At 32.9% G+C, this 25,902-nt stretch carries 23 protein-coding genes; 10 read left to right on the forward strand and 13 right to left on the reverse strand.

Going from position 1 to position 25,902, the window contains the following annotated elements:
• On the forward strand, window positions 1–849 hold the full coding sequence (locus PW52_RS04710) for an endonuclease/exonuclease/phosphatase family protein (protein WP_044631776.1): 849 nt from the start codon (window positions 1–3) through the stop codon (window positions 847–849).
• Window positions 850–904: 55 nt separating this feature from the next.
• On the forward strand, window positions 905–3,220 hold the full coding sequence (bglX, locus tag PW52_RS04715; RefSeq protein WP_044631777.1) for a beta-glucosidase BglX: 2,316 nt from the start codon (window positions 905–907) through the stop codon (window positions 3,218–3,220).
• A 202-nt stretch (window positions 3,221–3,422) separates the two neighbouring features.
• On the opposite strand, the gene PW52_RS04720 is transcribed toward bglX, so the two are convergent.
• Window positions 3,423–5,252 (reverse strand): GNAT family N-acyltransferase, encoded by a 1,830-nt coding sequence (locus tag PW52_RS04720; RefSeq protein ID WP_044631778.1) that lies wholly within the window; start codon window positions 5,250–5,252, stop codon window positions 3,423–3,425.
• A gap of 159 nt (window positions 5,253–5,411) precedes the next feature.
• Window positions 5,412–5,891: a GNAT family N-acetyltransferase gene (locus PW52_RS04725; RefSeq protein WP_044631779.1), complete on the reverse strand. Its 480-nt coding sequence runs from the start codon at window positions 5,889–5,891 to the stop codon at window positions 5,412–5,414.
• 117 nt (window positions 5,892–6,008) lie between these two features.
• On the opposite strand from PW52_RS04725, the gene fbp reads away from it, so the two are divergent.
• Window positions 6,009–7,013 (forward strand): class 1 fructose-bisphosphatase, encoded by a 1,005-nt coding sequence (gene fbp, locus PW52_RS04730; RefSeq protein ID WP_044631830.1) that lies wholly within the window; start codon window positions 6,009–6,011, stop codon window positions 7,011–7,013.
• 93 nt (window positions 7,014–7,106) lie between these two features.
• On the opposite strand, the gene PW52_RS04735 is transcribed toward fbp, so the two are convergent.
• The 4 genes from PW52_RS04735 to PW52_RS04750 all read right to left on the reverse strand — a co-directional run bounded on the left by PW52_RS04735 (window position 7,107) and on the right by PW52_RS04750 (window position 10,470).
• Window positions 7,107–8,315, reverse strand: coding sequence for a T9SS type A sorting domain-containing protein (locus PW52_RS04735; protein WP_044631780.1), 1,209 nt, complete (start codon window positions 8,313–8,315; stop codon window positions 7,107–7,109).
• A gap of 1 nt (window position 8,316) precedes the next feature.
• The gene (locus tag PW52_RS04740; protein ID WP_044631781.1) at window positions 8,317–9,345 is read right to left on the reverse strand and encodes a right-handed parallel beta-helix repeat-containing protein; all 1,029 of its coding nucleotides are present in this window, start codon (window positions 9,343–9,345) and stop codon (window positions 8,317–8,319) included.
• 30 nt (window positions 9,346–9,375) lie between these two features.
• Window positions 9,376–9,816, reverse strand: a complete 441-nt coding sequence (locus PW52_RS04745; RefSeq protein ID WP_044631782.1) for a hypothetical protein — start codon at window positions 9,814–9,816, stop codon at window positions 9,376–9,378.
• A 150-nt stretch (window positions 9,817–9,966) separates the two neighbouring features.
• On the reverse strand, window positions 9,967–10,470 hold the full coding sequence (locus tag PW52_RS04750; protein ID WP_044631783.1) for a hypothetical protein: 504 nt from the start codon (window positions 10,468–10,470) through the stop codon (window positions 9,967–9,969).
• Between the two features lie 221 nt (window positions 10,471–10,691).
• On the opposite strand from PW52_RS04750, the gene PW52_RS04755 reads away from it, so the two are divergent.
• The gene (locus tag PW52_RS04755) at window positions 10,692–12,707 is read left to right on the forward strand and encodes an ATP-binding protein (RefSeq protein WP_044631784.1); all 2,016 of its coding nucleotides are present in this window, start codon (window positions 10,692–10,694) and stop codon (window positions 12,705–12,707) included.
• A gap of 1 nt (window position 12,708) precedes the next feature.
• Window positions 12,709–13,368 (forward strand): response regulator transcription factor, encoded by a 660-nt coding sequence (locus PW52_RS04760; RefSeq protein WP_044631785.1) that lies wholly within the window; start codon window positions 12,709–12,711, stop codon window positions 13,366–13,368.
• A gap of 81 nt (window positions 13,369–13,449) precedes the next feature.
• On the opposite strand, the gene PW52_RS04765 is transcribed toward PW52_RS04760, so the two are convergent.
• The 3 genes from PW52_RS04765 to PW52_RS04775 form a co-directional block, all read right to left on the reverse strand.
• Window positions 13,450–13,950, reverse strand: coding sequence for a DUF6646 family protein (locus PW52_RS04765; protein WP_044631786.1), 501 nt, complete (start codon window positions 13,948–13,950; stop codon window positions 13,450–13,452).
• A gap of 55 nt (window positions 13,951–14,005) precedes the next feature.
• A complete protein-coding gene (locus tag PW52_RS04770; protein ID WP_044631787.1) occupies window positions 14,006–14,872 on the reverse strand; it encodes a cupin-like domain-containing protein in 867 nt (288 codons plus the stop codon).
• Between the two features lie 228 nt (window positions 14,873–15,100).
• Complete coding sequence (locus PW52_RS04775) at window positions 15,101–16,930, reverse strand: TonB-dependent receptor plug domain-containing protein (RefSeq protein WP_044631788.1); 1,830 nt, start codon at window positions 16,928–16,930, stop codon at window positions 15,101–15,103.
• Between the two features lie 71 nt (window positions 16,931–17,001).
• Here PW52_RS04775 and PW52_RS04780 point away from each other — a divergent pair, with 71 nt between their 5' ends.
• Window positions 17,002–18,498, forward strand: coding sequence for an aminotransferase-like domain-containing protein (locus PW52_RS04780; RefSeq protein WP_044631789.1), 1,497 nt, complete (start codon window positions 17,002–17,004; stop codon window positions 18,496–18,498).
• Here the strand turns inward: PW52_RS04780 and PW52_RS04785 are convergent.
• Window positions 18,474–18,932, reverse strand: coding sequence for a putative signal transducing protein (locus tag PW52_RS04785; protein WP_316930120.1), 459 nt, complete (start codon window positions 18,930–18,932; stop codon window positions 18,474–18,476). The two genes, PW52_RS04780 and PW52_RS04785, sit on opposite strands and share 25 nt — an antisense overlap.
• Before the next feature lie 62 nt (window positions 18,933–18,994).
• Here PW52_RS04785 and PW52_RS04790 point away from each other — a divergent pair, with 62 nt between their 5' ends.
• From PW52_RS04790 to PW52_RS04800, 3 genes are read left to right on the forward strand one after another with little or no spacing between them, the layout of a single operon-like run.
• On the forward strand, window positions 18,995–19,477 hold the full coding sequence (locus tag PW52_RS04790) for a DUF2975 domain-containing protein (RefSeq protein WP_044631791.1): 483 nt from the start codon (window positions 18,995–18,997) through the stop codon (window positions 19,475–19,477).
• Window positions 19,478–19,479: 2 nt separating this feature from the next.
• The gene (locus PW52_RS04795; RefSeq protein WP_044631792.1) at window positions 19,480–19,686 is read left to right on the forward strand and encodes a helix-turn-helix domain-containing protein; all 207 of its coding nucleotides are present in this window, start codon (window positions 19,480–19,482) and stop codon (window positions 19,684–19,686) included.
• A gap of 35 nt (window positions 19,687–19,721) precedes the next feature.
• The gene (locus PW52_RS04800; RefSeq protein ID WP_044631793.1) at window positions 19,722–20,168 is read left to right on the forward strand and encodes a DUF3157 family protein; all 447 of its coding nucleotides are present in this window, start codon (window positions 19,722–19,724) and stop codon (window positions 20,166–20,168) included.
• Here the strand turns inward: PW52_RS04800 and PW52_RS04805 are convergent.
• From PW52_RS04805 to PW52_RS04815, 3 genes are read right to left on the reverse strand one after another with little or no spacing between them, the layout of a single operon-like run.
• The gene (locus tag PW52_RS04805) at window positions 20,165–20,707 is read right to left on the reverse strand and encodes a hypothetical protein (protein WP_044631794.1); all 543 of its coding nucleotides are present in this window, start codon (window positions 20,705–20,707) and stop codon (window positions 20,165–20,167) included. The two genes, PW52_RS04800 and PW52_RS04805, sit on opposite strands and share 4 nt — an antisense overlap.
• Window positions 20,708–20,733: 26 nt before the next feature.
• Entirely contained in the window at window positions 20,734–21,951 is a 1,218-nt protein-coding gene (gene dinB / locus PW52_RS04810; RefSeq protein WP_044631795.1) for a DNA polymerase IV, read from the reverse strand.
• 13 nt (window positions 21,952–21,964) lie between these two features.
• The gene (locus tag PW52_RS04815) at window positions 21,965–25,003 is read right to left on the reverse strand and encodes a DNA polymerase III subunit alpha (RefSeq protein WP_044631831.1); all 3,039 of its coding nucleotides are present in this window, start codon (window positions 25,001–25,003) and stop codon (window positions 21,965–21,967) included.
• 78 nt (window positions 25,004–25,081) lie between these two features.
• Between PW52_RS04815 and PW52_RS04820 the strand changes: the two genes are divergently transcribed.
• Window positions 25,082–25,846, forward strand: coding sequence for an XRE family transcriptional regulator (locus PW52_RS04820; RefSeq protein WP_044631832.1), 765 nt, complete (start codon window positions 25,082–25,084; stop codon window positions 25,844–25,846).
• The last annotated feature ends 56 nt before the right edge of the window (window positions 25,847–25,902 follow it).

The raw sequence follows: 25,902 nt of genomic DNA on the forward strand, positions 1-25,902 counted from the left end.
ATGAAACATTATTTAAAAGTACTATGCATATCTGTTTTAGCTTTTTCTAGCTGTAAAACTGCAATAAAAAGTCAAAACCTTAGTGTAATGACCTATAACATACGTTTAGATGTTGCCTCCGATGGTGAAAATGCATGGAAAAATAGAAGCCAATTTTTAAGTTCGCAAGTATTATTTTATAGCCCAGATATTTTAGGCGTTCAAGAAGCTCGCCCTAACCAAATGGCAGATTTAAAATCTTCGCTTTTAGATTATAAAGCCTTCGGAATTGGTCGCGATGGTGGAGAAAAAGGAGAGTTTTCATCTGTTTTTTACAACTCTAAAAAAGTTAAAGTAGAGCACGAAAACACGTTTTGGTTGTCTAAAACACCAAATAAAGTATCAAAAGGTTGGGATGCCGCCTACCCTAGAATTTGCACTTACGGCCTGTTTACCATACTTAGTAATAACCAAAAAATATGGGTGTTTAATACGCATTTAGATCATAAAGGAGCAGAAGCTCAAAAACAAGGTATGCAATTAATTCTTACTAAAGTAGCACAGCTTAATACTCAAAATTATCCGGTTATAATTATGGGAGATTTTAATGTGGAACCTAGTAGCGATTTAATTAAAGATATAAAGCTTACTATGCAGGACTCTAAGAACATTGCTAAAGTAACTTTTGGTCCCAACGGAACTTTTAATGGGTTTAAATTTGAAGCTCCTGTTACACGAAGAATTGATTATATAATGCTTTCAAAAAATTCTGGAATTCAGGTTGAAAAGTATGGCGTTTTATCTAGCAACGTTAATTTAAAATACCCTTCAGACCATTTCCCTGTATATGTTCAGCTTAGCTTAGAATAAATACTGTTAAACAACCATTAAACACGCTTTAAAAGACCTATTTAACACATTTCAAATGAAAAAAATCTTATTCTATATTCCCATAGTCTTGCTTGTTATATTTCTAACTAGTCTTAAAAACCCTAGTTTAAAAGAGACTTTAGCAACCTCAAACAATGATAAGATTATAGAACAAAAAGTAGATTCTGTTTTAGCATTAATGCATCTAAATGAAAAAATTGGTCAATTAGTACAATATAGCGGAAAATGGGATGCTACCGGACCTTCATCTTCAAATAACGACCAATTTAAACTAGAAAAACTAAAAAAAGGTGAAGTTGGGTCTATGTTAAATATTGTTTCTGCGGCCACTACGCGCGAAACTCAAAAAATTGTTATGGATAATTCACGACTCAAAATTCCTTTAATTTTTGGGTATGATGTTATTCATGGTTATAAAACCATTTTCCCTATTCCTTTAGGAGAAACTGCTAGTTGGGATTTAAATATTATAAAAAAAACAGCAGAAATTGCTGCTAAAGAAACAGCTGCATCGGGTATACACTGGACTTTTGCACCAATGATTGATGTTTCTAGAGATGCCCGTTGGGGAAGAATTATGGAAGGTGCTGGAGAAGATGTTTACTTAAACGAAGTGGTTGGAGTAGCACGTATAAAAGGGTTTCAAGGAAACAATTTATCCGACACAAATACCATAGCTGCCTGTGCTAAGCATTTTGCAGGTTACGGTTTCGCCGAAGCTGGACGAGATTATAACACGGTTAATGTTGGCGAATTTGAATTACACAATACCATTTTACCGCCATTTAAAGCAGCTGCTAAAGCAGGTGTTGCAACATTTATGAATGCATTTAACGAAATTGATGGCATTCCTGCAACCGGACACAAAGTGCTACAACGCGATATTTTAAAAGGAGACTGGAATTGGGACGGATTTATAGTTTCAGATTGGGGTTCTATTGGAGAAATGAGAAATCATGGCTATGCTAAAGATAAAAAACATGCCTCTGAAATTGCAATGAATGCTGGTAGCGATATGGATATGGAATCGTATGCCTATCAATCTAGTTTAGAAAGCTTACTAAAAGAAAACAAAATAACTTTAGCACAGTTAGATGAGGCCGTAAAAAGAGTGTTACGAGTAAAATTCAAATTGGGCTTATTTGATGACCCATATAAATACTGTAATGAGGAGCGTGAAAAAAACAATGTATTTACGAAATCCCATTTGGCTATTGCACGCGATGCTGCAAAAAAATCTATTGTACTGTTAAAAAATGAAACTAATATTTTGCCTTTATCAAAAAACATTAAAAGTATTGCAGTTATTGGTCCGTTAGCAAACGATAAAGACACGCCACTAGGAAATTGGAGAGGAAAAGGAGAGCACAACTCAGCCGTTTCTTTTTTAGAAGGTATTAAAAACGCAGTAGGAAACAACACTACAATATATTATGAAAAAGGTGTTGATTTAACAGTACCCAACATAAAACCAGGTAGCAATCAGTTTTTACATCCTCTAGAATTTAACAATACAGACCAATCAGGAATTGCTGCTGCGGTTGAAGCTGCAAAAAAAGCAGACGTTATATTATTAGCAATTGGTGAAAATGCCTACCAAACTGGAGAAGGTAGAAGTCAATCTAATATTGGTTTATTAGGGCTTCAAAACGAATTATTAAAAGCAATATACCAAGTGAATAAAAACGTGGTTATTGTTTTAATGAATGGTAGACCAATGGATATTTCTTGGGCAGCAAACCACATACCTTCCATTTTAGAATGCTGGTTTTTAGGTTCTGAATCTGGAAATGCCATTGCCGATGTAATATTTGGAGATTACAATCCTTCCGGGAAATTACCGGTTTCTTTCCCACATAACGTTGGTCAAGAACCATTATATTACAACCAAAAAATGACGGGAAGACCATCAAGCCCAAAACATGTTACATATTCGGGTTATCAAGATGCTCCTAAAACAGCTTTATATCCTTTTGGATATGGTTTAAGCTATACAACTTTCGAGTATAAAAACCTTATACTTGATAAAACCGAAATGCCAACTAATGGAGAAATAAAAGTATCGGTAGATGTAACCAATACAGGAAATAGAGATGGCGAAGAGGTTATTCAACTTTACATTAGAGACCTAATTGGTAGTATAACTCGACCTATAAAGGAGTTAAAAGGTTTTAAAAAAATAATGATTGCATCTGGTGAAACCAAAACAATTCATTTTACTATTAACGCAGAAACTTTACAGTTTTACACTAGTAATAAAAAGTGGGAAGTAGAACCGGGTGATTTTAATGTATGGGTAGGTGGCGACTCCTCAACAACCTTAAAAACATTATTTACGGTTGTGGATTAAAGATGAGATACTGCTCAAAAAAAGCATAAATCAACTTTATTTAACCAAAATTGTTGGGGGAGTAGTTAGGCCTATCTTTAAAAACCAAAAATCACCAAATTAAATAGTATAGAAATAGGTTTCTGTTAAAACCGAGACAGCGCTAATTGTTTATATTTTTTAAAAGTTATATGAATTTTTAGAAAAATAATTGGCTTTATGTTTATTCACTTTTTTCACCATGAATTTTGCGTTCCAATTCGGCTTGAAATTCTTCCATTACCGGGCGTACGGTGCTTTCTGGTAAATCGGCAATTTTAATATACATTAAACCATCAACAGAGTTGTTAAACAGCGGGTCAACATTAAATGCAACTAGTTTCGCATTTTGTTTTATATATTTTTTTAAGAGTACGGGTAAGCGTAATGCACCTGGTTCTATTTCATCAATAAACTTATCGAATTTATTTAAATCGGCTTCGGTTTCATCGAAAACAAAGTCTTTATCGGCATCTTTAAGTTTTACTTTAAATTCTTTTTTAGGGCGTACGTATTGTGCAATGTAGGGGTCGTAGTAATGCGATTTCATAAACTCAATCATTAACGATTTTGAGAAGTTTGAAAACTGATTACTTATGCTAACACCACCAATTAAATAATTGTGTTCTGGGTAACGAAGCGTCGTGTGTACAATACCTTTCCAAAGTAAAAATAAAGGCATTGGTTTTTGTTGGTATTCTTTAATAATGAAGGCTCTTCCTAATTCAATAGATTCGCTCATCATTTTATAAAGTTCGGGTTCAAAACGAAATAAATCTTGTAAATAAAAGCCGTTAATGCCGTAATTTTCGAAAATTTTATCGCCTAAGCCCATACGGTAAGCACCTGCGATAAGCTTTTGTTCGCTATCCCATAAAAACATATGGTGGTAGTAGGTGTCGAAGGTATCTAAATCTATAGCTTCGTTGGTGCCTTCTCCAACTTCTCTAAAGGTGATTTCTCGTAAGCGTCCTATTTCACGTAAAATATTTGGAATGTGTTGAGCTGGTGCTAAAAATACTTCGTAATTTTTACTTTTTAATAACCTAAAACCGTCTTTAAAAAGTGTTTCAACTTCGGTTTCCATTAATTGTGCATCAACCGGAGTTACAATACGTTTAGGTATTTTATGAGTTTTTAACGACGATGAAATATTATCGAGTATTTTGGGTTTTTCTTCAAAAGAATTCGATAATAAATATGTTTTACGGCGTAAAAATTCGGTAAAATCTTTTAAGTCGGTATGTTCTTTTTGGTCTGCTACGGTAATAGGGCGACCAATTCTTACTTTAATTACACGGCGTTTTTGGGTTAGTAATTCTGAAGGTAGTTTTGCGGTTCTAAACGTATCGCTAATTTTGGAAAGCTTGTAAAACAATTTACTATTCTTAGCATGAAAGTAAATAGGAACAACAGGCACTTCGGCTTTTTTTACCAGTTTCATGGCAGCTTCTTCCCATGGTTTATCGACAACAAGTTTCCCATCGCGATAAGTTGATACTTCTCCAGCTGGAAAAATACCTAGAGGATGCCCTTCTTTTAAATGTAAAATCGAATTTTTAAAACCTGCAAGACTAGATTTAGCATCTTTTCTATCCTCGAAGGGGTTTACCGGCATAATATAAGGTTTTAATGGCTCAATACGATGCAGTAAAAAATTGGCAATAATTTTAAAATCACTACGCTGTTCTAGCATTAATTTTAATAATAAAATGCCATCAATTCCTCCTAGCGGATGGTTTGAAATGGTAATATAAGCGCCATCTTTTGGTAAACGTTTTAAGTCTTTTTCTGGAATTTCGAATTTTATTTGAAAATCGTTTAATATGGCATTTAAAAAATCAAGATCAGAAAGGTGTTTGTTATTATTATAAACACGATTGAGTTTCGAAATTTTTAAAACTTTCATTAATATCCAACCAATAAAAGTGCCAATAAAACCGTATTTATCGAGTTGTATTGCTTTCGCGACTTCTTTGGCGGTTACCAATCCTGTGTCTTGTGGTTTAATCATGACTGTAAAAGTACTAAATAAACTATTTAGTTACTACTAGAACGGTTTGTTGTATATATTGTTTTAAAAGTACAATGTTTAATAGTTTAACCTAAATCGAGCAGTTTTATTTAAATAAATCTTTGAATTTAATAGAGGTTAAAAGTCATTTCAATAATCTTAAATTTTAGAAAGATAATTTTTAATTCCTGCTTCGCTAAGTTGCACCACGTCCCAATCGCGCATAACGTTGGCACCTTTACTTTCGTAAAATTTAATAGCGGGTTCGTTCCAATCTAAAACTTCCCAATTTATGCGTTTTACACCAATGCTATGGCCATATTTTACAACTTGGTTTAAAAGGGCAGTACCTAAGCCTTTACCTCGCATTTTCTGGCTTACAATTAAATCTTCTAGATGAATAATTTTGCCTTTCCAGGTGGAATAGCGATTGTAAATTAACGCAATGCCTTCAATGCTATTATTAATTTCGGCAACAAAGCATAAAAAGGCGGGATTTTCGCCAAAACCGTCGTTTTCTAAGTCTTTTAATGTAACCTCTACGGCATCGGGTTCTTTTTCGTAAATGGCAAGTTCGTTAATTAAATCGAGTACCTGCGGCATGTCGGTTTTTACAGATTTTCTTATAGTATAATTCATATTTCTTAAAAATTACTTCAAATATAAGTTAAAGTAAAAAAATTACTTAATCTGAAGCGAAAACGTTGTAGTTTGTTAAAAAAAGGCGTTAATTTGTATACACGCAAATTAAATTTTATGTCTTTAAAAAAACAAACTTTAGGAGAATTTATTATTGAGAATCAATCATCTTTTAAATATTCTTCTGGAGAATTGTCCAGTTTACTAAACTCTATAAGACTGGCCGCAAAAGTAGTAAATCACGAAGTTAATAAGGCTGGATTAGTAGATATTATTGGTGCCGCTGGTGATACAAATATTCAAGGTGAAGATCAGCAAAAACTAGACGTTTATGCTAACGAAAAATTTATTCAAACCTTAACTAAACGTAATATTGTTTGTGGTATTGCAAGTGAAGAAGAAGATGACTATATAACAATTAATAGTCAAGATGAACAACACCGAAATAAGTATGTGGTTTTGATAGATCCTTTAGATGGTTCGTCGAATATAGACGTAAACGTATCGGTCGGAACTATTTTTTCTATTTACCGACGCGTAACACCAATTGGTACGCCTGTACAGCTTGAAGATTTTTTACAAAAAGGAAACCAACAAGTGGCAGCTGGTTATGTTGTTTATGGTACATCTACAATGCTTGTTTATACAACTGGTGATGGTGTAAATGGATTTACATTAAACCCAGCCATTGGGTCGTTTTATTTGTCGCATCCAGATATGCAATTTCCCGAAGACGGATCGATTTACTCGGTAAACGAAGGGAATTATGTGCATTTCCCACAAGGTGTAAAAAATTATATTAAATATTGCCAACAAGAGGAAGGCGATCGCCCATATACTTCTAGATATATTGGTTCTTTAGTATCCGATTTTCATAGAAACATGATTAAAGGAGGTATTTATATGTATCCTGAAACCTCTAAAAACCCAAAAGGAAAGTTACGTTTGTTATACGAATGTAACCCGATGGCTTTTTTAGCCGAACAAGCTAATGGTAAAGCAAGTGACGGGTTTACAAGAATTTTAGATTTAGAACCTACCGAATTACACCAAAGAGCACCATTAATTTGTGGTAGCCGAAATATGGTTGATAAGGCGGAAGAGTTTATGAAAAACGCATAAAATACTTTACATAATTATATTAGAAAAGCGGGCCAAAAGCCCGCTTTTACAGTCCCTAAAAATTAACTTGCAATTTTTAACTAAGTGACTAACCTAGTTTTTTAGTATTTTGAAAGCAGCATCTCCCGCATCTGTGTGTAGTATAAGGATATACATGCCACTTTCTAAGTGTTTTAAATTTAGTTTTGAATTGTTATTTAAGCTTTGGTAAACTTTTTGTCCGACGTTATTATAAATTTTGGTTTCCTTAATATTTATATGGTTGGGTATTTTAATGTTTAATTCATTCTTTACAGGATTTGGATATAATGAAACACTAGAAAGAATTGAATTTTTTGTGGATAGGGAAGCATCAATTGTGAACAAAGCGGAGTCATAAATAGACCAATCTCCATTACTGTCTTGAACACGAATATAAAACATGTGTTCACCTTCTTCTAAATTATTAGTATTAATGGAAAGCATTTGCGTGCTTTCTGAAGGGTTAACGAAATTGAATGGGGTGCCATTTCCAATACCTAAATCCTCATCAATAAAATATTCAGCAGCAATAACTTCATCGGGTGTTAAGTTGTAATTTTTAATGTAAATTAATTTACGATCATATAAACTCCAATGATTGGCATTGTCTTGAGTTCTTAAATAAAAACTATTAAAACCATCTAATAATTCATCTGTTGGTATAGTGAATAGCTGTGTTAAATTACCATCATTATCGTTAATGCTAATAGCATTACCGTTACCAACACCAGGATCTGTATTAAAGAAGTATTCTGCCGCTTTAACGGTGTAATTATTTAATGATACAATGTAAAAGTTCTCTCGGTCGTATAAACTCCATTGGTTATCGCTGGTTTTAGTTCGAATGTAAAGACTATTAAAACCTACAGGTAAAGTTGTAATAGGTATGCTAAACGTTTGTGTTAATTCTCCTGTATTGGAGTTAACAGTTAAAGAAGAACCATTACCAATACCGAGATCTTCGTTAAAAAAATATTCAGCTTCAACAATGTTGGCATTTAATATTTTTACCAAATAAAAATTCTTTCTGTCGTAAAGACTCCATTTGTTTTCGGAGTTTTGGGTTCTTATATACAAACTGTTGTGTCCTTCGTTCAACTCTGAGGTTGGGATACTAAAAGTTTGAGTTAGTATTCCAGAATTATTGTTAACCGTTAAGGTGTTACCATTGCCAATACCAGGGTCGTTGTTAAAAAAATATTCAGCTATCCCAATGCTTTGTGCTGATGACGCGAAAATACCACAACACAAAACGAAGTAAGCTATTAAGCTATTTTTCATATTAGTTGGCAATTGTATTTATAGTAACACTTAAATTTGCTCCAGGAGCAATTCTGTCTGTAATATCTGTAATTTTAACTGTAGGAATACCGTTTGTAAATCCGTAATTGTTAAAATTAAAAGTTCCGTCGTAAATCCCAATATCTACGCCCCCAGCACCACTACCAATGGCTGGTGAACCAGTTTGTAAGTGAAAATCGTCTGTTTGCGAATTGAAGCCTGCATTATCGGTATCTTCTATAAATAACGGGTTTTGATTATCTAAGTTGTTTGAGCCTAACAAGGTTGAGACATTGCCCGATCCTCTATTATAAGTCAAGCAATTTTCAAAAACAACATTAGTGCTGTTAGGATTGTATGTTGAGGTTGTACTGTAGTAAAAAATACAGTTTTGAATAGTAATATTTCCAGATCCAGCATTATCAATTGGGTCTGCACTATTTATTCCTAGAAAAATATTATTTTTTATAGTTATTGAGTCGTAGTTTTTAAAACCAATAACATCAGTAATTATATTATTTGTAATGATTGTATTAGTAAAATTATCGTAGCTTGTTGAGCTACTACCTTGCCCTATATTATAAATTAAATTACCTCTAACAATAACATTATCAACGGCACCACTATTGAAGACAAGATGATCTCTAATGTAGTTGTTTTCAATTGTAATATTAGTTAATGTTTCAGAATTATTTGCTGTGTATATGTCATCATATACATAAAATCCAGTGATTTTAGAATTAGAAGCACCATCGGCTAAAATAATGTCTTCAACCTGAGTTTTTTTCTCAGGATGTAAGTGGCCAAACCCAACTAATGTGATTTTTTTGTTAATAGAAACAGTTCCATAAGATGTAATGGAAGGGTGAACATATATTGTGTCTCCTGCTGTAGCGGATGATAGAGCGCTAGCAATATCGCTATATTGGGCATTGGCTCCAACCGAGTTGTCGACGGTTAAAACGTTTTGAGCGTTTACAATAATAATTGCAAATAAGGCTGTGACTAAAAAAGTGAATTTTGTTTTCATAATTTTTTTGTTTTTATTTATTAATAGCTGTTATTTTAATTGTTCAATAGTCTGTTTTAATAATGCCGCAATATTTCGAGCATTTTCAATATCGGTTGCTTGTATAGCAAGTTTATAGGAATAGCTTTTTATGTTGCCATCTTCGTAGGTTTTTATAATTTTTTCTAAATGATTGGTGTTTAGTTCCACCAAAGCCGATTTACCTGCTGTGGCAATACTTATGTTTTTTGGGTTTATATCGGCTAAACCAAACTCAAAAATACCTTCTACACTTTTTTTAAGGTTAGAAAACACTTCGGTTAGTTTTACGGTATAAGGATTTGTACTAACAATTTCGAAAGTTTGATCGAAGTTGTCGTCACCAATTTTAACAATAGTAATTTCCTTATTTAATGCCTCTAATCCAGATGAAACCGATGTAACGTTGGGTGTGCCTTGGTAATCTTCGCAATTTTTAGTTATGGTTTGCAAGGCTTCTTTTTCTGTTAAAGTGTCTTCAATATTTTCGGTATTAACATCGCTAAAATTAAACGAATATAAATTATCGGTTGATCCTTTTGGGTTGGTTTCTTTTACAATAATTTTAGAAACGCAATCGCCTTCTACACTTATTTTTTAAAATTAAAAGTAGTAGTGTACGCCTATACCAACGAAGGCTTTACGATAACTGCTGTAATAGCCAAAAGAACCACCAGTTCCATAACCAACTTCGGCATTTAATCCTAATTGCTCTAGGCCATCAAACGAATATTCACCTCCGCCGCCTACACCAAAAGCTACCGAAGAGTATTTGTTACCACTATAATCGAATTTAACCGACCAGTAACCTAATTGTCCGAAACCATATGTTTTTAGGTTTATACCATCTAAAAATAGAAAGTTATACAAGTAACGACCAGTTGCAGTAAACGAACTATAGTCGCTAGAATAACCATAATTGGCGCCACCTACAATAAATTGCGCATTGTGTACATCGGTAATGTTGTATTTGGCACTAATACCGTAAAACAGCGTGTTAAATTGTGCTCCAATACCAATAGAGCCTCCGTCTAGCATTTGGGCGTTTGTTTTGGTTGAAAAAGTAAAAGCAAATAATGCACAGGTTAACAAAATTAATTTTTTCATGATTGTTTATTTAATTATTGGTTAATAGCTATACCATAATTAATTAAGTAAATAGTTAGATGTTCTGGGGAAAAGAACGTGAAAATAAAAAGGTACTTTTTATACATCGAATATAAAAATAAGAGGCTATGTTTGGCAATACGTAAATTCCCGTATTTTTCAGATTATCAGGTGTTTTTAATCGAATATTCTGTAATTTGGTAGAGCAATTGTATTTTTTAATGAATCCACATCTTTACCTTTTATTCATTTTATTAAATGTTGTAATTTCATTTGGTCAAAACCAAAAGACCAAACAAAATTTACTTACGGTCGAAGGGTTAATTAAACAAGGTGATAGCTTAAAAAAAATAAATAAAGACGATGCTTTAAAAATTTTTAACAAAGCTTTAGCTATTTCTTTAGATAATAATTTGCTTGAACAAGCAAGTATTCTTTTTAAAAAATCGGGTGTGATTTATCATACAAAACATGAATATATCATGGCCGAATATTTGTATAAAAAAGGAATTGCTTTGGATAGCTTATCTATTACATCGGCTGATTTGCTTTATAATATATCTTTAATAAAAAGTATAAAAAACCAACAGGATAGTGCGCTTTTTTATTTAGAAAATAGTATTTCTAAATATGAAAAATTTAAACTAAACGAGGCAGCATTTAAAGCTTTTTTACGTGCAGGCATTTTATATAAAGACAGGCAAATATATGAACAAGCGTTAAACTATTCGATTAAAGCATATAAAGGTTTCGATAGTATTAATAATAAGCAAAAATTGGCCGATGCATGTACGGTAATTGGGAGTGTTCAAAACCATCTAAAAAATTATAACCAGTCGTTACAATATCATTTTGAAGCCTTAGAGCTTAATTCAATAGCAAATAATAATTATGGAAAGGCTGTTTGTTATACAAATATTGGTAATGTTTATAGTAATTTAAAAGAGACGGATTCAACGGTTTTAAATTATGAAAAAGCTCTAGCATTATTTAAACCAACAGCGCCACAATATGCCGTGCTTTTAAATAACTTAGGCAGTGCATATTTTAGTTTGAATGATTTTAATGCATCGAAAAATTATTATTTAGAGGCTATTAAATTAAATGAAAATTTAAAAGATACTATTTCTTTAATGTATAGTTTTAATGGTATTACAAGTTTGTATTTAGAGCATAATAATTTAAAAAAGGCAAACGAATATTTAAACAAATCAAGTAAAATTTTATCAACTATTATCGATAAAAATTTGGAGCTTGGTTACTACAGAAATAAAGCAAATTATTACGAAAAAACTAAAAATTACCAAAAAGCAATACAAAGCCAAAAACATTACAATGTGTTATATGAGAAAATTTATAATTTAGAAACTGCCAAAATAACTCAAAAATTACAAGCGCAATTTGATTATAATAAAAAAGAAAATGAAATATTAAGACTTAAACTAAAAGATAACGAAAATCAATATTTATTAAAGGAAAAGACCAAAAATATTAGAGAAAAAAACTTAACTCTTATAGTCTTAGCCGTTATTCTATTACTATTAGTAGTAGTGTATTATTTGTTTTTACAAAGGCAAAAAACAATAACGCAAAAAATTAAAATTGAAAAGTTGGAAGCTATTTATAAAGGACAAGAAAGCATTAAAAAACGAATATCGAGAGATTTACATGACATAATTACAACAAATTTTGATGGTTTACGTTTGCGAGTTTTAGCGTTAAAACGGTCAGATAAAATCAGTGAAAAAGTTGATGAGATTGCAACTGATTTAAAAAAAATGAATAATCAAATTCGTACCGTTTCGCATCGTTTGTATCCATTAGAAATGTACATGGGAAAACAAAAATTTAACGACGTTATAATGTCTAGATTAACCGAATTTCAACTTTATGGCAAAGTGTTTGTTGAACTAGAAAATGAGTTGCCAGAACTGTTAAACAAGCAAAGTTTAACTGTACAAAATAACTTTTACGGTATTTTTTTAGAAGTACTTAATAATATTGAAAAACATGCCGTTGCAACAAAACTAACTATTAAGAATAGTGTAGATAATATCAATAATTTACATTTTATTTTTGAAGATAATGGTATAGGTATTACCAAAGATCATAAAGAAGGTATAGGGTTATTAAATATTAGACAACGTGCCGAAATACTAGAAGGCACCTGCAGCATAACAAATATTCAAATAGGTACGCGTGTTCATATTTATTTTCCAATAAGTAAAAACGGTTAAAATGAATTTAAAAATTAATAAAGCAGATATTTTAATTGTAGACGATTCTGTAATATTTTCACAAGGTTTGGTGTCGCTTCTCGAACAATACCCCGATTATGTCAGCAGTATTCAGGTGGCACATAACTACGAGCAAGCGCTTAAAATTTTGGCAACAGCAATGATTAATACATTAATTTTAGATTTAAATTTTGAATCGGACGATTACAACGGATTTATAATTGCTAAAAAGGTAAAAAGCCTATATCCGAAAATTAAAATAATAATTCTTACGCAAGAGGCAAAAATAGATAACTACGAAGTTTTATTTAAAGAAATAGATGTTGATGGATATTTAGACAAACAATTAGGAATAGAAGAAACCCTTGGCGCTTTAACAGCCATAATGAATAACAAAAAATATATTGATAAAAATATAAAAGCTATGCTAGAGATAGGTAAATGGCTTAATATTTCACGACGAGAAAAAGATGTTATAAACTTGCTCTCACAAGGGCTTACTCAAAAAGAAATAGCATATAATTTAAACATTAGCAATCGCACTGTGGAAACCCATATAAAAAACTTGACTAAGAAAATGGAAGCAAGAAATACACCTCATTTAGTTTCCATTTACAGCCAATATAAAAACGGAAATCGAGAAAATGGCTATACTTTTTAAATTAAAAAACCAACTATAAAAAGCGGTTAACTTTTTATAATTGGCTAAAAATGTTATTGTAAATAATTACGAAACCGTTTTTTATAAGTTAAACGAAGCCCCGATGTTTAGAGTCACTTGGTTGTTTAATTTTTCAGCTGGATTAAGATTTTCATCATAAGTAGCTAAAGGAAAATTAAGTTCAGAATATACACCAAACCCGTCTGTAAAAAAGTAGCGCGCTCCAACATGACCACCAAAGTTTTTAAAACTAAAGCTTAATCCAGGATATAAATCAAAATTATCACTAACATTAATAACATTACCTAAATTAGCATTGAAACGTGCCTTTAGGTCAAAACGATCTCCAAAATCTACATCATATAAGTTATCTAAATCTTCATTTACACCTAAAAGGTAAGTTGTAGATAAACCAATAGAGATATTTTCTCCAATACCATAATCATAGCTTAAATTTAAACCACTACCGTTATCTTGAGCATTTAAGCCAACTTGAAATTTAGTGTCGCCTTTACCCTCAAAAGCTTGAGCATTAATAAATAGAGTGCTTGTTAGTGCTAATAATAAAAATAAATTCTTCATAATATCTTTTATAGATTTGAGGTGCAAATATAGCCAAATTTTATACTATAAAAATTTACCTACGAGTATTTTTATGGGTTCTTATAATAGCTTGCTCATTTTTCCAATCTATCCATTTTTGTCCTTTTAAACGGCGCATAATATTATCAAGATTTCGCATTATAAATACATTGTAAACTGCTTTACCAAGGTTTTTGGGGTTTCGGGCAATAGCACGTAAACTCATAGAGAAACCAGGTGTTTGGTAACGCATATAGTGCCAGTATCCTTCCGGAATATATAACATTTCACCGTGTTTTAGCTCGCAAACCCAACCTTGAGCTTTTTTTAATGCCGGCCATTTTTCGAAATCGGGATTATTAAAATCAATGTCTTCTCGCGTAATCAACGAATGCGGAATTTTGTATAAAACATCGTTTTGGTTTTGGTCGAATAGGATACACTTTTTTTGCCCATCGAAATGAAAATGAAAAATATTTGCCAAATCAATATCAAAATGCATAAAAGTATGCGAGTTTGTACCGCCAAAAAATAGCATGGGGATGCCTTTCATAAGGCGCAATCCAAAATCGGGAAAGGTAAAATCCTTTTGTAATTGAGGTATTTCTTTTAAAGCATTCCAAAGGAAAATACGAAATTTTGTAGGCTCGCGCTTAAGTAAATCAATGTATTCGGCAAGCTTCATTTTAGCATGTGGTTGGTTAAATCCATCCTCATGGTTTACTGGCCTATCGTCGTATAATGGCACGGTTAAATCGCCTCCAACCGACTTTATATAACTTAAATTCCACTTTTTATATGCTGGCCAATCTTCAATAAATCGCTCAACAACCACAGGTTTTTGCGGTTTAAAATAGCGTTTTAAAAATTCCTGTTTAGTAATGGTTTTTACACGAGGAATACCTTGTAAGTTTAGCGACAATTTTATAAAATTAAGTGAGCAAAGTTAAGAAAACGTTATTAAAGTAAAAATAGTATTTGGGCGTTCCCAAAGCTTTGGGGCGGGCTTTACGCTCATAGTTTTGGCTCGATGCGCGCCTCGCCAAAAGCTAACCGCTGCAATCCCTAACGCGATTTTTATTTGCTATGGCTTATAAAAGTATAAAAGCCAGAGGTTTATCTGGCTTTTTATGGTTAAAGTATGTAGTGTTTATTTAAAATTATATTGTAAGCCAAAAAGTACGTTGCTTGGTGGCATTGGTGTAAAACCAGATTCAATATAATCGGCATCAAAAATATTGCTTGCTGTAAAAGTAAAGACTAAACGTTTAAGGTTTAAAACAACCGATGCATCCCAAACATTGTAGCTGTCGCCTGTGGTACGTTCGGCATGTTTGTAAATAATATTCTGACTTAAATTTTTAAACAACTTTGTGCTTAATCGTGTTGTAAAATGGTGTTTCAATGTATTTAGCGAGTAACGCGATAGTGCTTCGTTTTGGTCTATTATATCATCTTCTAAAAAACTATAACCAATGGCTAAGGTTTGGTTAAAATTATTTAATTTAAAATTGTACGAGGCATCAAATTCAAACCCTTTAGTATTTACTTCTGCAATATTGGTTGCTGTAAAAGATTCTTCAGTTGTATTTTGCCTCACATAATCAATAAGGTTCTTGGCATCTCTATTAAAAGCCGCCAAGGTTACAGAGAATTTTTGCGTGAAATATTTTAGTCCAACCTCTTGAGCAAAGGCTTCTTCGGGTTCTAAGTCTGGGTTTCCAATACTTCCGCCACCATTATAGTATAAATCCGTATAGGTAGGAATTCTATAAGTATAGCCAATGTTTCCGTAGGCTTTTAAGTTGTTTGAAATATCAAATCCAACATCTAATCCTGGAAAAGCATTAAATTTAAAATCCGAAAAATATGTTATGGCAACACCAGGAGTAAAGTCTAATCGGTTATTTGCAAATTCAAATCTATGTTCTAAAAAAGCGGTAGCCATAAAACGCTCACGTTGCCCTAAATTGTTACTTTTTAAATAGGTTTTAGAAAGGTCTATACCAAAACCAGTTTCGCCTAAATTAGAGGTGTAAGATGCATTAGCTTCTGTTCCAATTTTATTCGAAATATGAAAGTTTCTAAAAAAATTAGGGTCGTCGCGTTGTAATAGAAACATATCTTGGTTTCGTTTCCAATACACACGAGGTTGAATTTTAAAGTTATTAGTTTTAAATTTAGAAGTAAAAGCAATTAAACTATTTTGCGTTTCTTCATATTCATTAAATCCCCAACTGGTTGGTGTGTAGAAATTTTCGGCACCAAAATGCTTTTCGAAAAATGTTGCTATCATTTCAATAGGTTGTGCTTTTTTGTTGAATACACTCTTTAAAAAATAATTAGAATTTTCATAATCAGTGTTATTTCGGTAGCCTTCAGAGGTCATTTTTCCGGCATGAAAAATATGTGTTGAGTTTTCTAAATCCGAACCAATGGTTACAGCGCCGTTAAGTTGTCCGAAGGAACCCGTTTCAATATTTGTAGAAATAGCGTTTTTTAGGTTAGATTTTGTTACAATATTAATAGCTCCAGTAAAAGCATTTTGCCCAAAAACACGGGCTGCAGGACCTTTAATTATTTCTATACGCTCTATAACTTCTAATGGTAAAGCGGCATTCATGGTGTGATGGCCCGTTTGCGCATCGTCCATTTTTATGCCATCAATTAATAAAAGTGTTTGGTCGAATCCGCCACCACGAATGTATAAATCGGCTTGACTACCACCTGTACCACGTCTTCTAATATCTACACCTGCCACTTGCTGTAATAAATCTGCCATGTTGGTCGCGGCACTTTTTTTAATGTCCTCAGAAGAAACCACCGTTATGGTTCGAGAGTTTTCCTTAAACGGTAAATCAATTCTTGTAGAAGTAATAACAACTTCTTGCAACGAATCGGTTTTAACGGTTTCTTCTTGAGCAGCGAGGTTGATAATAGTAAATAATATAAATGTAAAGAGTGAAAATTTAGTTTTCATTAGTTTGTTTTAATTTGATGCTGCAAAAATCGTAACTTTCCGGACGATTAAACTAGTCCAGTTTTAAAACCATGAATAGTCCGGTTAGCGATTTGTTAAAACAACTTATAAGTTTCGATAAAAGTTTATCGCAACCTGTATATATACAAGTGTCTCAGCAAATTATAAATGCTATACAGCGTGGGTATTTATCGAAAGGTAATAAACTACCTGGTACACGTGTTTTAAGCGAATTGTTATTTGTACACAGAAATACGGCTGTTGCTATTTACGACGAGTTAGCATCGCAAGGTTGGGTAGAAATTATAGCTAATAAAGGCACTTTTGTATTGTTTCCGGAAGAGAATGCTACAAAAATAAAAGCTTCAGCAGCATCAATTAATAAAGCTTATCAATATTCTGAATCAACGGGATTTTCTTTTCAGAAATCGTTTCATTTATCGCCAACTACGCAATCTTCCGAAGCTAAATATAGCATTAACGATGGTAAACCCGATTTACGTTTACACCCAGTGCATCAATTTTCGCGCTGGTATAGCGCCGCAATGAAGCGCAATACTTTGGTTGGAAAATGGAATAAATCCAACGAATCGCAAAGTACATTGTTTAAAACCCAATTGTGTAATTTTTTAAATACTACGCGAGGGTTTCATATTAAGCCTAGCAATATTGTAAGTACACGAAGCACCGAAATGAGTTTGTACATAGTTTCGCAATTACTAATTAAACCCAATGATATTGTTTTAGTTGGACAATTAAGTAACTATGCTGCAAACATGATTTTTCAGCAAGCCGGTGCCACTATAATAACTATTCCGGTTGATGAAAACGGACTGGATATTGAATATATAAAAACGCATTTTATTAAAAACCGCATTCGCTGCGTTTACATTTGTGCTAATCGCGATTATCCAACTACCGTTTCTTTAAGTACCGAAAGGCGTTTACAATTGATGCAATTAGCAAAAACTTATGGTTTCGCCATTATTGAAGACGATTACGATTACGATTTTCAGTTCGATGGTTCTGCTATGTTACCTATGGCAAGTGCCGATGCCAATGGCATGATAATTTATTTAGGAAAAATGGGGCAATCGCTGTTTCCTAGTTTTCAAACGGGGTTTGTTGTAGCTCCAGATAATTTAATTTCTGAAGCGAAAAACTATTTGCAGTTACTAGACCAACAAGGCGATTTAATACAGGAGCAAATGCTTTTGGAATTAATTTACGAAGGCGAAATTTACAGACTCCTTAAAAAGAATGTGGTAACCTACAAACAGCGTCGCGATGCGTTATGCAAACAATTGAACTTGCATTTAAAAGATATAGTAACGTACAATATACCTAGCGGCGGATTAGCAATTTGGTTGCAGTTTAAAACTAAAGTTTCATTAATTAAACTCGCTAAAGTGGCCCAAGAGCATGATTTACTTTTGCCTAAAACCGTTTTATACCAAGATCAAAATAATTGTGCGATTCGTTTTGGTTTTGGGCATTTAAATGAAGATGAGATTGAAATTGTAGTAAAAAAATTAAAAGTTGTTTATGACTCGGTGTCAAACTCATGATTACAATCTTCACATTTATATAAATGTTTGGTGTAAACGGGTAAATTTAATACAAGTAAATTAGTTAAAAGCGAAAAAATAAACGCAAAAAAGGATTTTAAGCTTTTAATGGTGGAAAACAATTCTACTTTTTCACTATTGCATTTTGGACATTTTATGTTATTACCCGCTTCGTCGGTAGAGTATTTTTTAATGCTATTTAAAATGGTTAGGGCTTCATTAAATTGGGATGACAAAACTTTTAGTTTTACACCACCAATGGCGTTACTAACCAAAGGATCGGTGTCTATGGTAATATTATCGAATAAAAATACATTTATACCCTCTGCTTCCAACCGGCCTTTTATAATTTGGGCTTCGGTGGAATATTGAAATCGGGCTAAGGTTTTAAACGTTTCACTCATATGATATTGAAGATACTGAATTAATTTCAATTAAAATTATTGTTTTTCGATAATTTTTTTATATTTGTTATTGTTAAACAATAATTTTAGTTATGGATTCTGGTGTAATTAATAGTCAAAGGTTTTTTATATTAATGTTTTTGGTTATTGTTTTAGATATCGCTTTTTCTGATTATTTCCCTTGGGTAAAAGCACTCTATACAAGCGATAATTTAGAGGTTATAGCTTTAAACGAAAAAATTACAAATCAAAATTTTAGTAAATTATTAGTGGTAAAAACACTTCGATTTTTAAGTGTGGCTTTTTTAGTAGTGGCCTTTTACTTTTATCATAAATTTTTAAAAAATATAAAGTCAAACGTTTTGTTTAATAAAGACAACTATCGTTTATTATTTCGGGTGTCAACCTTTTTAATTGTATATGCTATTATCCATTATATTTTAAATTATTTCGATGTTGAACGAGGTTATTTTAATAACGGTTATGTAGTGTTTATTGCGATTACGATTTATTCGTTTGGTGAAATATTTAAGTATGCTACTAAGGTTAAAAACGAAAACGATTTAACAATTTAATTATGCCAATAGTAGTAAACTTAGATTTGATACTTGCTAGTAGAAATATGAAAAGCAAAGAATTGGCAGAAATTATTGGTATTACAGAGGCTAATCTTTCTATTTTAAAATCTGGAAAAGCTAAAGCTGTTAGGTTTTCAACGCTGGAAGCTATTTGTGAAGCACTTGAGTGTCAGCCTGCTGATATTTTAGAGTATCAACAAGAATAAAATTGTATTTTTGAACGAAACCATATTTTAATTTTATGAAGTCTTTAGTTTATATTTTTCTATTTTTTATTACCCTAACTGCATTTTCTCAAAACAACTACATTGTTAAAACCGAAGATGGTCGTCGTGTGTTACTTAAAGCCGATTTTACTTGGGAATATATCGATTTAGAAGCGCCAAAAAACCAAATTTCGGAAGTTAAACCTATAAAAAACAATGAAAATGCATGCCATGTACAGCCAAACTTTATTGAACCAGAATTAGATAATAAAGTTCAAAATCAATTAAAAAAAGGACGCGCAACTTTAAAACATATTAAACAAAAAGTGGCTAAAGATTTTCAATGTCCTGTAGATCAAGTGGTTTTGCTGGCGGTAAAAGAAAATAAAAAAACAGGAACTTATAAGTTTTGTGCCAACGGTGAAAAAGTGACTTATAAGCGTATAGGCCATAGCGTTGCAAAGAAAATAGAAGTGTTTTAGCTTTTATAAACAATTGTATTAGTTTTTTTCGATGCCGTTTTATCAACCCATTTATGATAACCTCTTTTTCGTGCATCGAGTAAATCAATATTTAATTTTTCTGAAAAAAACTGGCCTTGTTTAATGGCTTCATCGGCATCTGTTAAAGCCGCAAGATTAAGATTATCGTTTTTATTAAACCACATGTTTATTTCGTAACCATTTTGTGTTTGAAAAACCGAGATGTATTCTAAGTTTTTTAAGTCTTGCCAGCTTTCGTTGTAAGTAAGCATGCCGATAGAATAGCTGTGTTTAATTTTTAGTTTTGTAAAATTTAAATGAATGTTGTGTTGTGCTATTAAAGGAATAAGAAAAACAAATAACACACCAAAAAACCAAACAAAATAGGTGATTATTGACCATTTTTGTGCTGTGTTGTATTCCGTTGTTGTAAAAAAATGAATTAAATAAGTGAAGAAACCCGAAAATGCTGCAGCAACAAAAACTTTTACCAGCCAAGGTCGTTGAGGTTCTTTAATAGTAAATTCAATGGTATACATGCTGTAAATATAAAACAGAATTGTATTTATTGCCGTCTGTTTGCTAAAAGTGGTGGTGGTTCGCCGTTAAACGGATTCCAACGGCTAATGCTTTTGGCATCCATTCCAGCAGCATTTATTACGGCTCTATCGCCATAACGTACACGCATTTTATCTATAGCTTCAATTAATCGCAGTTGTTTTTCGTTGTCTTCAAATAAATTAATTTGGTGTCCGCCTTCAACTAAATGACTAAATTTTACGCCTATTAGTCTTACCAGTAGTCGTCGGTTATAAAGTTTATTATACAAATCTAAAACCACAGGAATTATGGTGTGATCCATAGCGCTGTACGGAATACGTTGTTGTTGTGTATAAGTTTGAAAATCGGAATAACGAATTTTAAACGTTACGCAAGCGGTTAATTTATTACCACGCCGTAATTGATAGGCTAAATTTTCGGCCATAGCTATAATAATGCCTTTTAGTTTAGCAACATCGGTAGTGTCTTTATTAAAAGTGCGTTCGGTTGAAATAGATTTACGTTCGTGATATTGTATTACAGGGCTATTATCTATACCGTTGGCTTTTTTCCAAATACTTAATCCGTTTTTACCAAGTACACGATGCATGAGTTCCATAGGCATATCTTGTACTGTTTTTATGCGTTTTACACCTAAGTCGCACAAAGCTTTGTAAGTAACATTGCCCACCATAGGTATTTTTTTAACCGAAAGTGGTGCTAAAAAGGGTTTTTCGGTACCCGAAATAATGCGTATTTCGTTATTTGGTTTGGCTTCCCCAGTTGCTATTTTCGATACGGTTTTGTTAATAGATAAGCCAAACGAAATAGGTAAACCGGTTTCTTTAATAATACGTTGGCGTAATTCGGTAGCCAGTTTATGGCAACCAAAAAACTTATCCATTCCGGTTAAATCTATATAAAACTCATCGATTGATGTTTTTTCGTATAGTGGTACAGTGTCTTTAATAACTTCGGTAACATTTTGCGAAAACTTGGTGTAAATTCCAGAGTTTCCTCTTAAAATTATGGCTTCGGGACATAACTGTTTTGCTAATCGCATGGGCATTGCAGAGTGTATGCCAAAACGCCGAGCTTCGTAACTGCATGAAGCTACAACACCTCTATCGGAAGTGCCACCAATAAGCACGGGTTTATTGTTAAGACGACTGTCTAGCAACCGTTCGCAAGACACAAAAAAAGTGTCTAGATCCATATGAACTATAGAACGCTGAAAACTCATAAAAACACAAAAATTAGATAGATTTTGGAGACATTGGCGATAGCTGATTCGCCTTATGGGTTGCAAAGCTTTTTTTATTCTGAAACGTTTTGTTTATCGAGTTTACAGCGTAACGCGGATCTTCAATAATAGCCGAACGTTCCATAGCCGAAACCTCAATAGTTACACAGTCGAATTCTACCGTAATTTTTCCAGTAATACTGTAAATACCTTTGCCTCGAAATGGGTGTTTTGAAGCTATAGGCGGAAAGTGAACCGTATCGATAAAATTACCATCATAATCTAAAAAGGTGCCAAAATGCATGGTTTTACCATTGGCTGTTCTGGTGTTTTTTACGGTAACCAAATAGCCTTCAATAGTTATTATTTTATTTTCAAGCCTTATTAAATGTGTGGCTCGTAAAGGGTTGTTTGTTGGGTTTTGTAGTAAATGAAACGGGTTGCATAACGGGAAACCAAGAAGTTCCATTTCATCGAAAGCATGTTCTAAACCCGAACTAGATAATTGAGGTGTTTTATAGTTGATGCGTTGGGTTTTAAAAAGTGTTATAACGTGGTCTTTTATAACTGTTTTGCTTATTTTTAGGTGTGCTTCCCAGAGTAATTCTCGCTTGTTAATACCTGTAAATCTAAAAGCATTAATTTTTATTAATATTGAAATTTGCTCAATAGAAATAGGTACACGCTCAATAAAATGATCTAAACTTTTAAAAATTCCATTTTTTTGGCGTTCATCAATAATTCTAATACTAATTTTTTGTTCTAAAGCATGTAAAAACATAAACCCTAAAACAATAGTTTTCCCTTTAATTATGGTTTGGTTAAAACTTTGGTTTATGCAAGGTGCTTCAATAATACCTTGATGCATTCTGGCTTCGTGTACATACAATTCGGTACTATAAAATCCGCCAAAATTATTAATAGTCGCTACCATGTATTCCAATGGGAAATAAGCTTTTAAAAATAAACTTTGATAACTTTCTACAGCATACGAAGCCGAGTGTCCTTTGGCAAAGGCATAACCTGCAAAACTTTCTATTTGGCGCCAAATATCTTGTGTGGTAGCTTCGGCTTCACCTTTTTGTTTACAGTTATTAAAAAACAGTTGTTTAACTTGTAAAAACTCTTCGCGAGACCTAAATTTTCCCGACATACCACGTCGTAACTTATCGGCTTCACCTAAAGTTAATCCGCCATAAATATGGGCTACTTTAATTACATCTTCTTGGTAAACCATAACGCCGTAAGTTTCGGGCATTATTTTAAGCAAAACAGGATGTGCTTTTTTAATGCGCTCGGGGTAGCGGTAGCGTAAAATATACTCGCGCATCATACCAGATTTTGCTACTCCAGGACGAATTATAGAACTAGCGGCTACCAAGCCCAAATAATTATCGACCTGCAGTTTTTTAAGCAGCATGCGCATGGCGGGAGATTCTACGTAAAAACAACCAATAGCTTTAGCATTTTTTAGTAAATATTTAATGCGCTTGTCTTGTTTAAAACGTTTAATGTCATGAATATCTATAGGTGCTTTTTCTGGGTGATTGTATTTAACTATTTGTACGGCATCTTTAATTTTTCCTAAACCACGCTGACTTAAAATATCGAATTTATACAAGCCAATATCTTCGGCTACAACCATATCGAAATGCGTAGTAGCGTAACCTTTTGGTGGCAAAAAGGTGGCGGTGTAGTAATGTATAGGCTTTTCTGAAATAATAATACCGCTAGCGTGAATACCTAAATAGTTGGGAAAGCCTTGAATGTATTCGCTGTATTTTATAACCAATTGCGAGAGTTTATCTAGGTTTTGTATTTGGTATTTGCCACGTGTAAGTTTGTCTATTTCGGTTTTAGGTAAGCCAAAAACTTTACCTAATTCGCGTACGGCAGCTTTAAACTTAAAAGTGTTATAAACGGTTATTAGCGCCGTGTTTTTAAAGGTTTTAAATATAAAATTGGTAACATCGTCGCGATCGGTCCACGAAAAATCAATGTCGAAATCGGGTGGGTTTTTACGATATAAATTTATAAAGCGCTCGAAATACAAATCGAGTTCTACGGGGTCTACATCGGTAATTCTAAGTAAATAAGCAACAATACTATTGGCGCCACTACCACGACCAACGTGGTAATACCCTTTGCTGCGGGCATATTCTAAAATGCGCCAGTTAATAAGAAAGTACGATACAAAACCTTTCTCTTTTATAATATTAAGCTCCTTTTTTATACGTTCCCGAATAATAGTGGTAGAAGGAGTATAGCGGTAAGGCAAGCCTTCATAAGTTAGTTTTTTTAGCAATTCGAAATCGGATGCTTCAGTTTTAGTGTAAGATTTTTGATTGTTTGGTGTTTCTTGAGAAAAATTGAATTCAATTTGGCAACCTTCTAAAACCGACTTGGTGTTTTTTATAAGTTGTGGGAATTCGTTATAAGTATCGCATAAATCATTATAAGGCAACATTATATCATTAGGTTGGCCTTCTTCGTTTTTCGAAAGTTTGCTTAATAGTGTATTATTATCGATAGCGCGTAATAAACGATGTGTGTTAAAGCCTTTTTTGTTTTGAAAAGAGACTGTTTTTAAAATAACTAGTTTGTGTTGTAGTTTATTCCATTTCGAGAATTTAAGCGCGTTGAGGTCTTGAGGCTTTATACCTAAAAATTCGTTATGCTTTAAATTGTAATTTACACCGTTTTTATACGGATAAATAACAAAAGTGTCGTTTAACTCTGGTGCGGTTTCGGGAATTTTTAAGGTGTCGTCGTGCAAAAATGTAGAGAGGTAGCTATTTATGTTTTTAAAACCATTGTTGTTTTTTGCTAATAATACAAATTGCTGTTGTGCGCCGTTTCTAAAATCGACACCAAGTACGGGTTTTATGTTGTGTTTTTCCGAAAGGCGAACAAAATCTAAACTTGCCGAGGTGTTATTTATATCGGTTAACGCCAAGGTATTAATGCCATTGGCAGAAGCTATGGCTAATAATTGCTTGGGAGCAATGGTGCCATAACGTAAGCTGTAATATGAATGACAATTTAAATACATAGGATTAACAAAATTAGCTACTATTTGTAGTTTTTGTTGCTTATATTTGTAGCAAATAATGTTAAAGTTTATTTTAAGATGAAGCATATTCAGTTTAACATAAAGCATCTTCGTGGGCTTAAAAAGTTTTCGCAAGAACGTTTTGCAGAAGAATTAAAATGGACTCGTTCCATGGTGGGTTCGTACGAAGAAGGCCGTTCGGAACCTCCAATACATCGTTTAATAGAGCTTTCTAACTATTTCGATATTCCTATAGATATTTTAGTGAAAAACGATTTGCGTGCCGCTAAAGACACCTCGTTTATAGAAGTAGGGAATAAACGCGTATTGTTTCCTATTACAGTAAGCGAAGCCAACGAAGATTTAATAGAAATTGTACCAGCAAAAGCCTCAGCGGGTTATTTACAGGGTTATGCCGACCCTGAGTATATAGAGCAACTTCAAAAAATAAAATTACCATTTTTACCCACCGGAACACATCGCGCATTTCCAATTAGTGGCGATTCTATGTTGCCTGTAAAAAACGGCTCGTTTGTAGTTGCTAAATTTTTAGATGATATAAACGATGTAAAAAACGGCCGAACCTATATTGTTTTAACTAAAAATGATGGTTTGGTGTATAAACGCGTTTACAATACTATAAAAGAAAAAGGAAGTTTAGAGCTGCATTCCGATAACAAAACCTACCAACCTTACGAAGTAAAAACTGAAGATGTTATAGAACTTTGGGAGTTTACTTGCTGTATTAACACTCAAGAGTACGATAAAGACGAGTTAAAGTTAAGCAGTATAATGAATATGTTTCAAGAACTAAAAGTAGAGTTAGAGTCTATTAAAAAATAAAGAAAACAGTTTGTAATGTTACTTGTAAATTAACGAATATTTGTGTTTGTAATAGG

Origin of the sequence: Neotamlana sedimentorum (genome assembly GCF_000943565.1) — a bacterium.
GTDB classification, from domain to species: Bacteria; Bacteroidota; Bacteroidia; order Flavobacteriales; family Flavobacteriaceae; genus Neotamlana; species Neotamlana sedimentorum.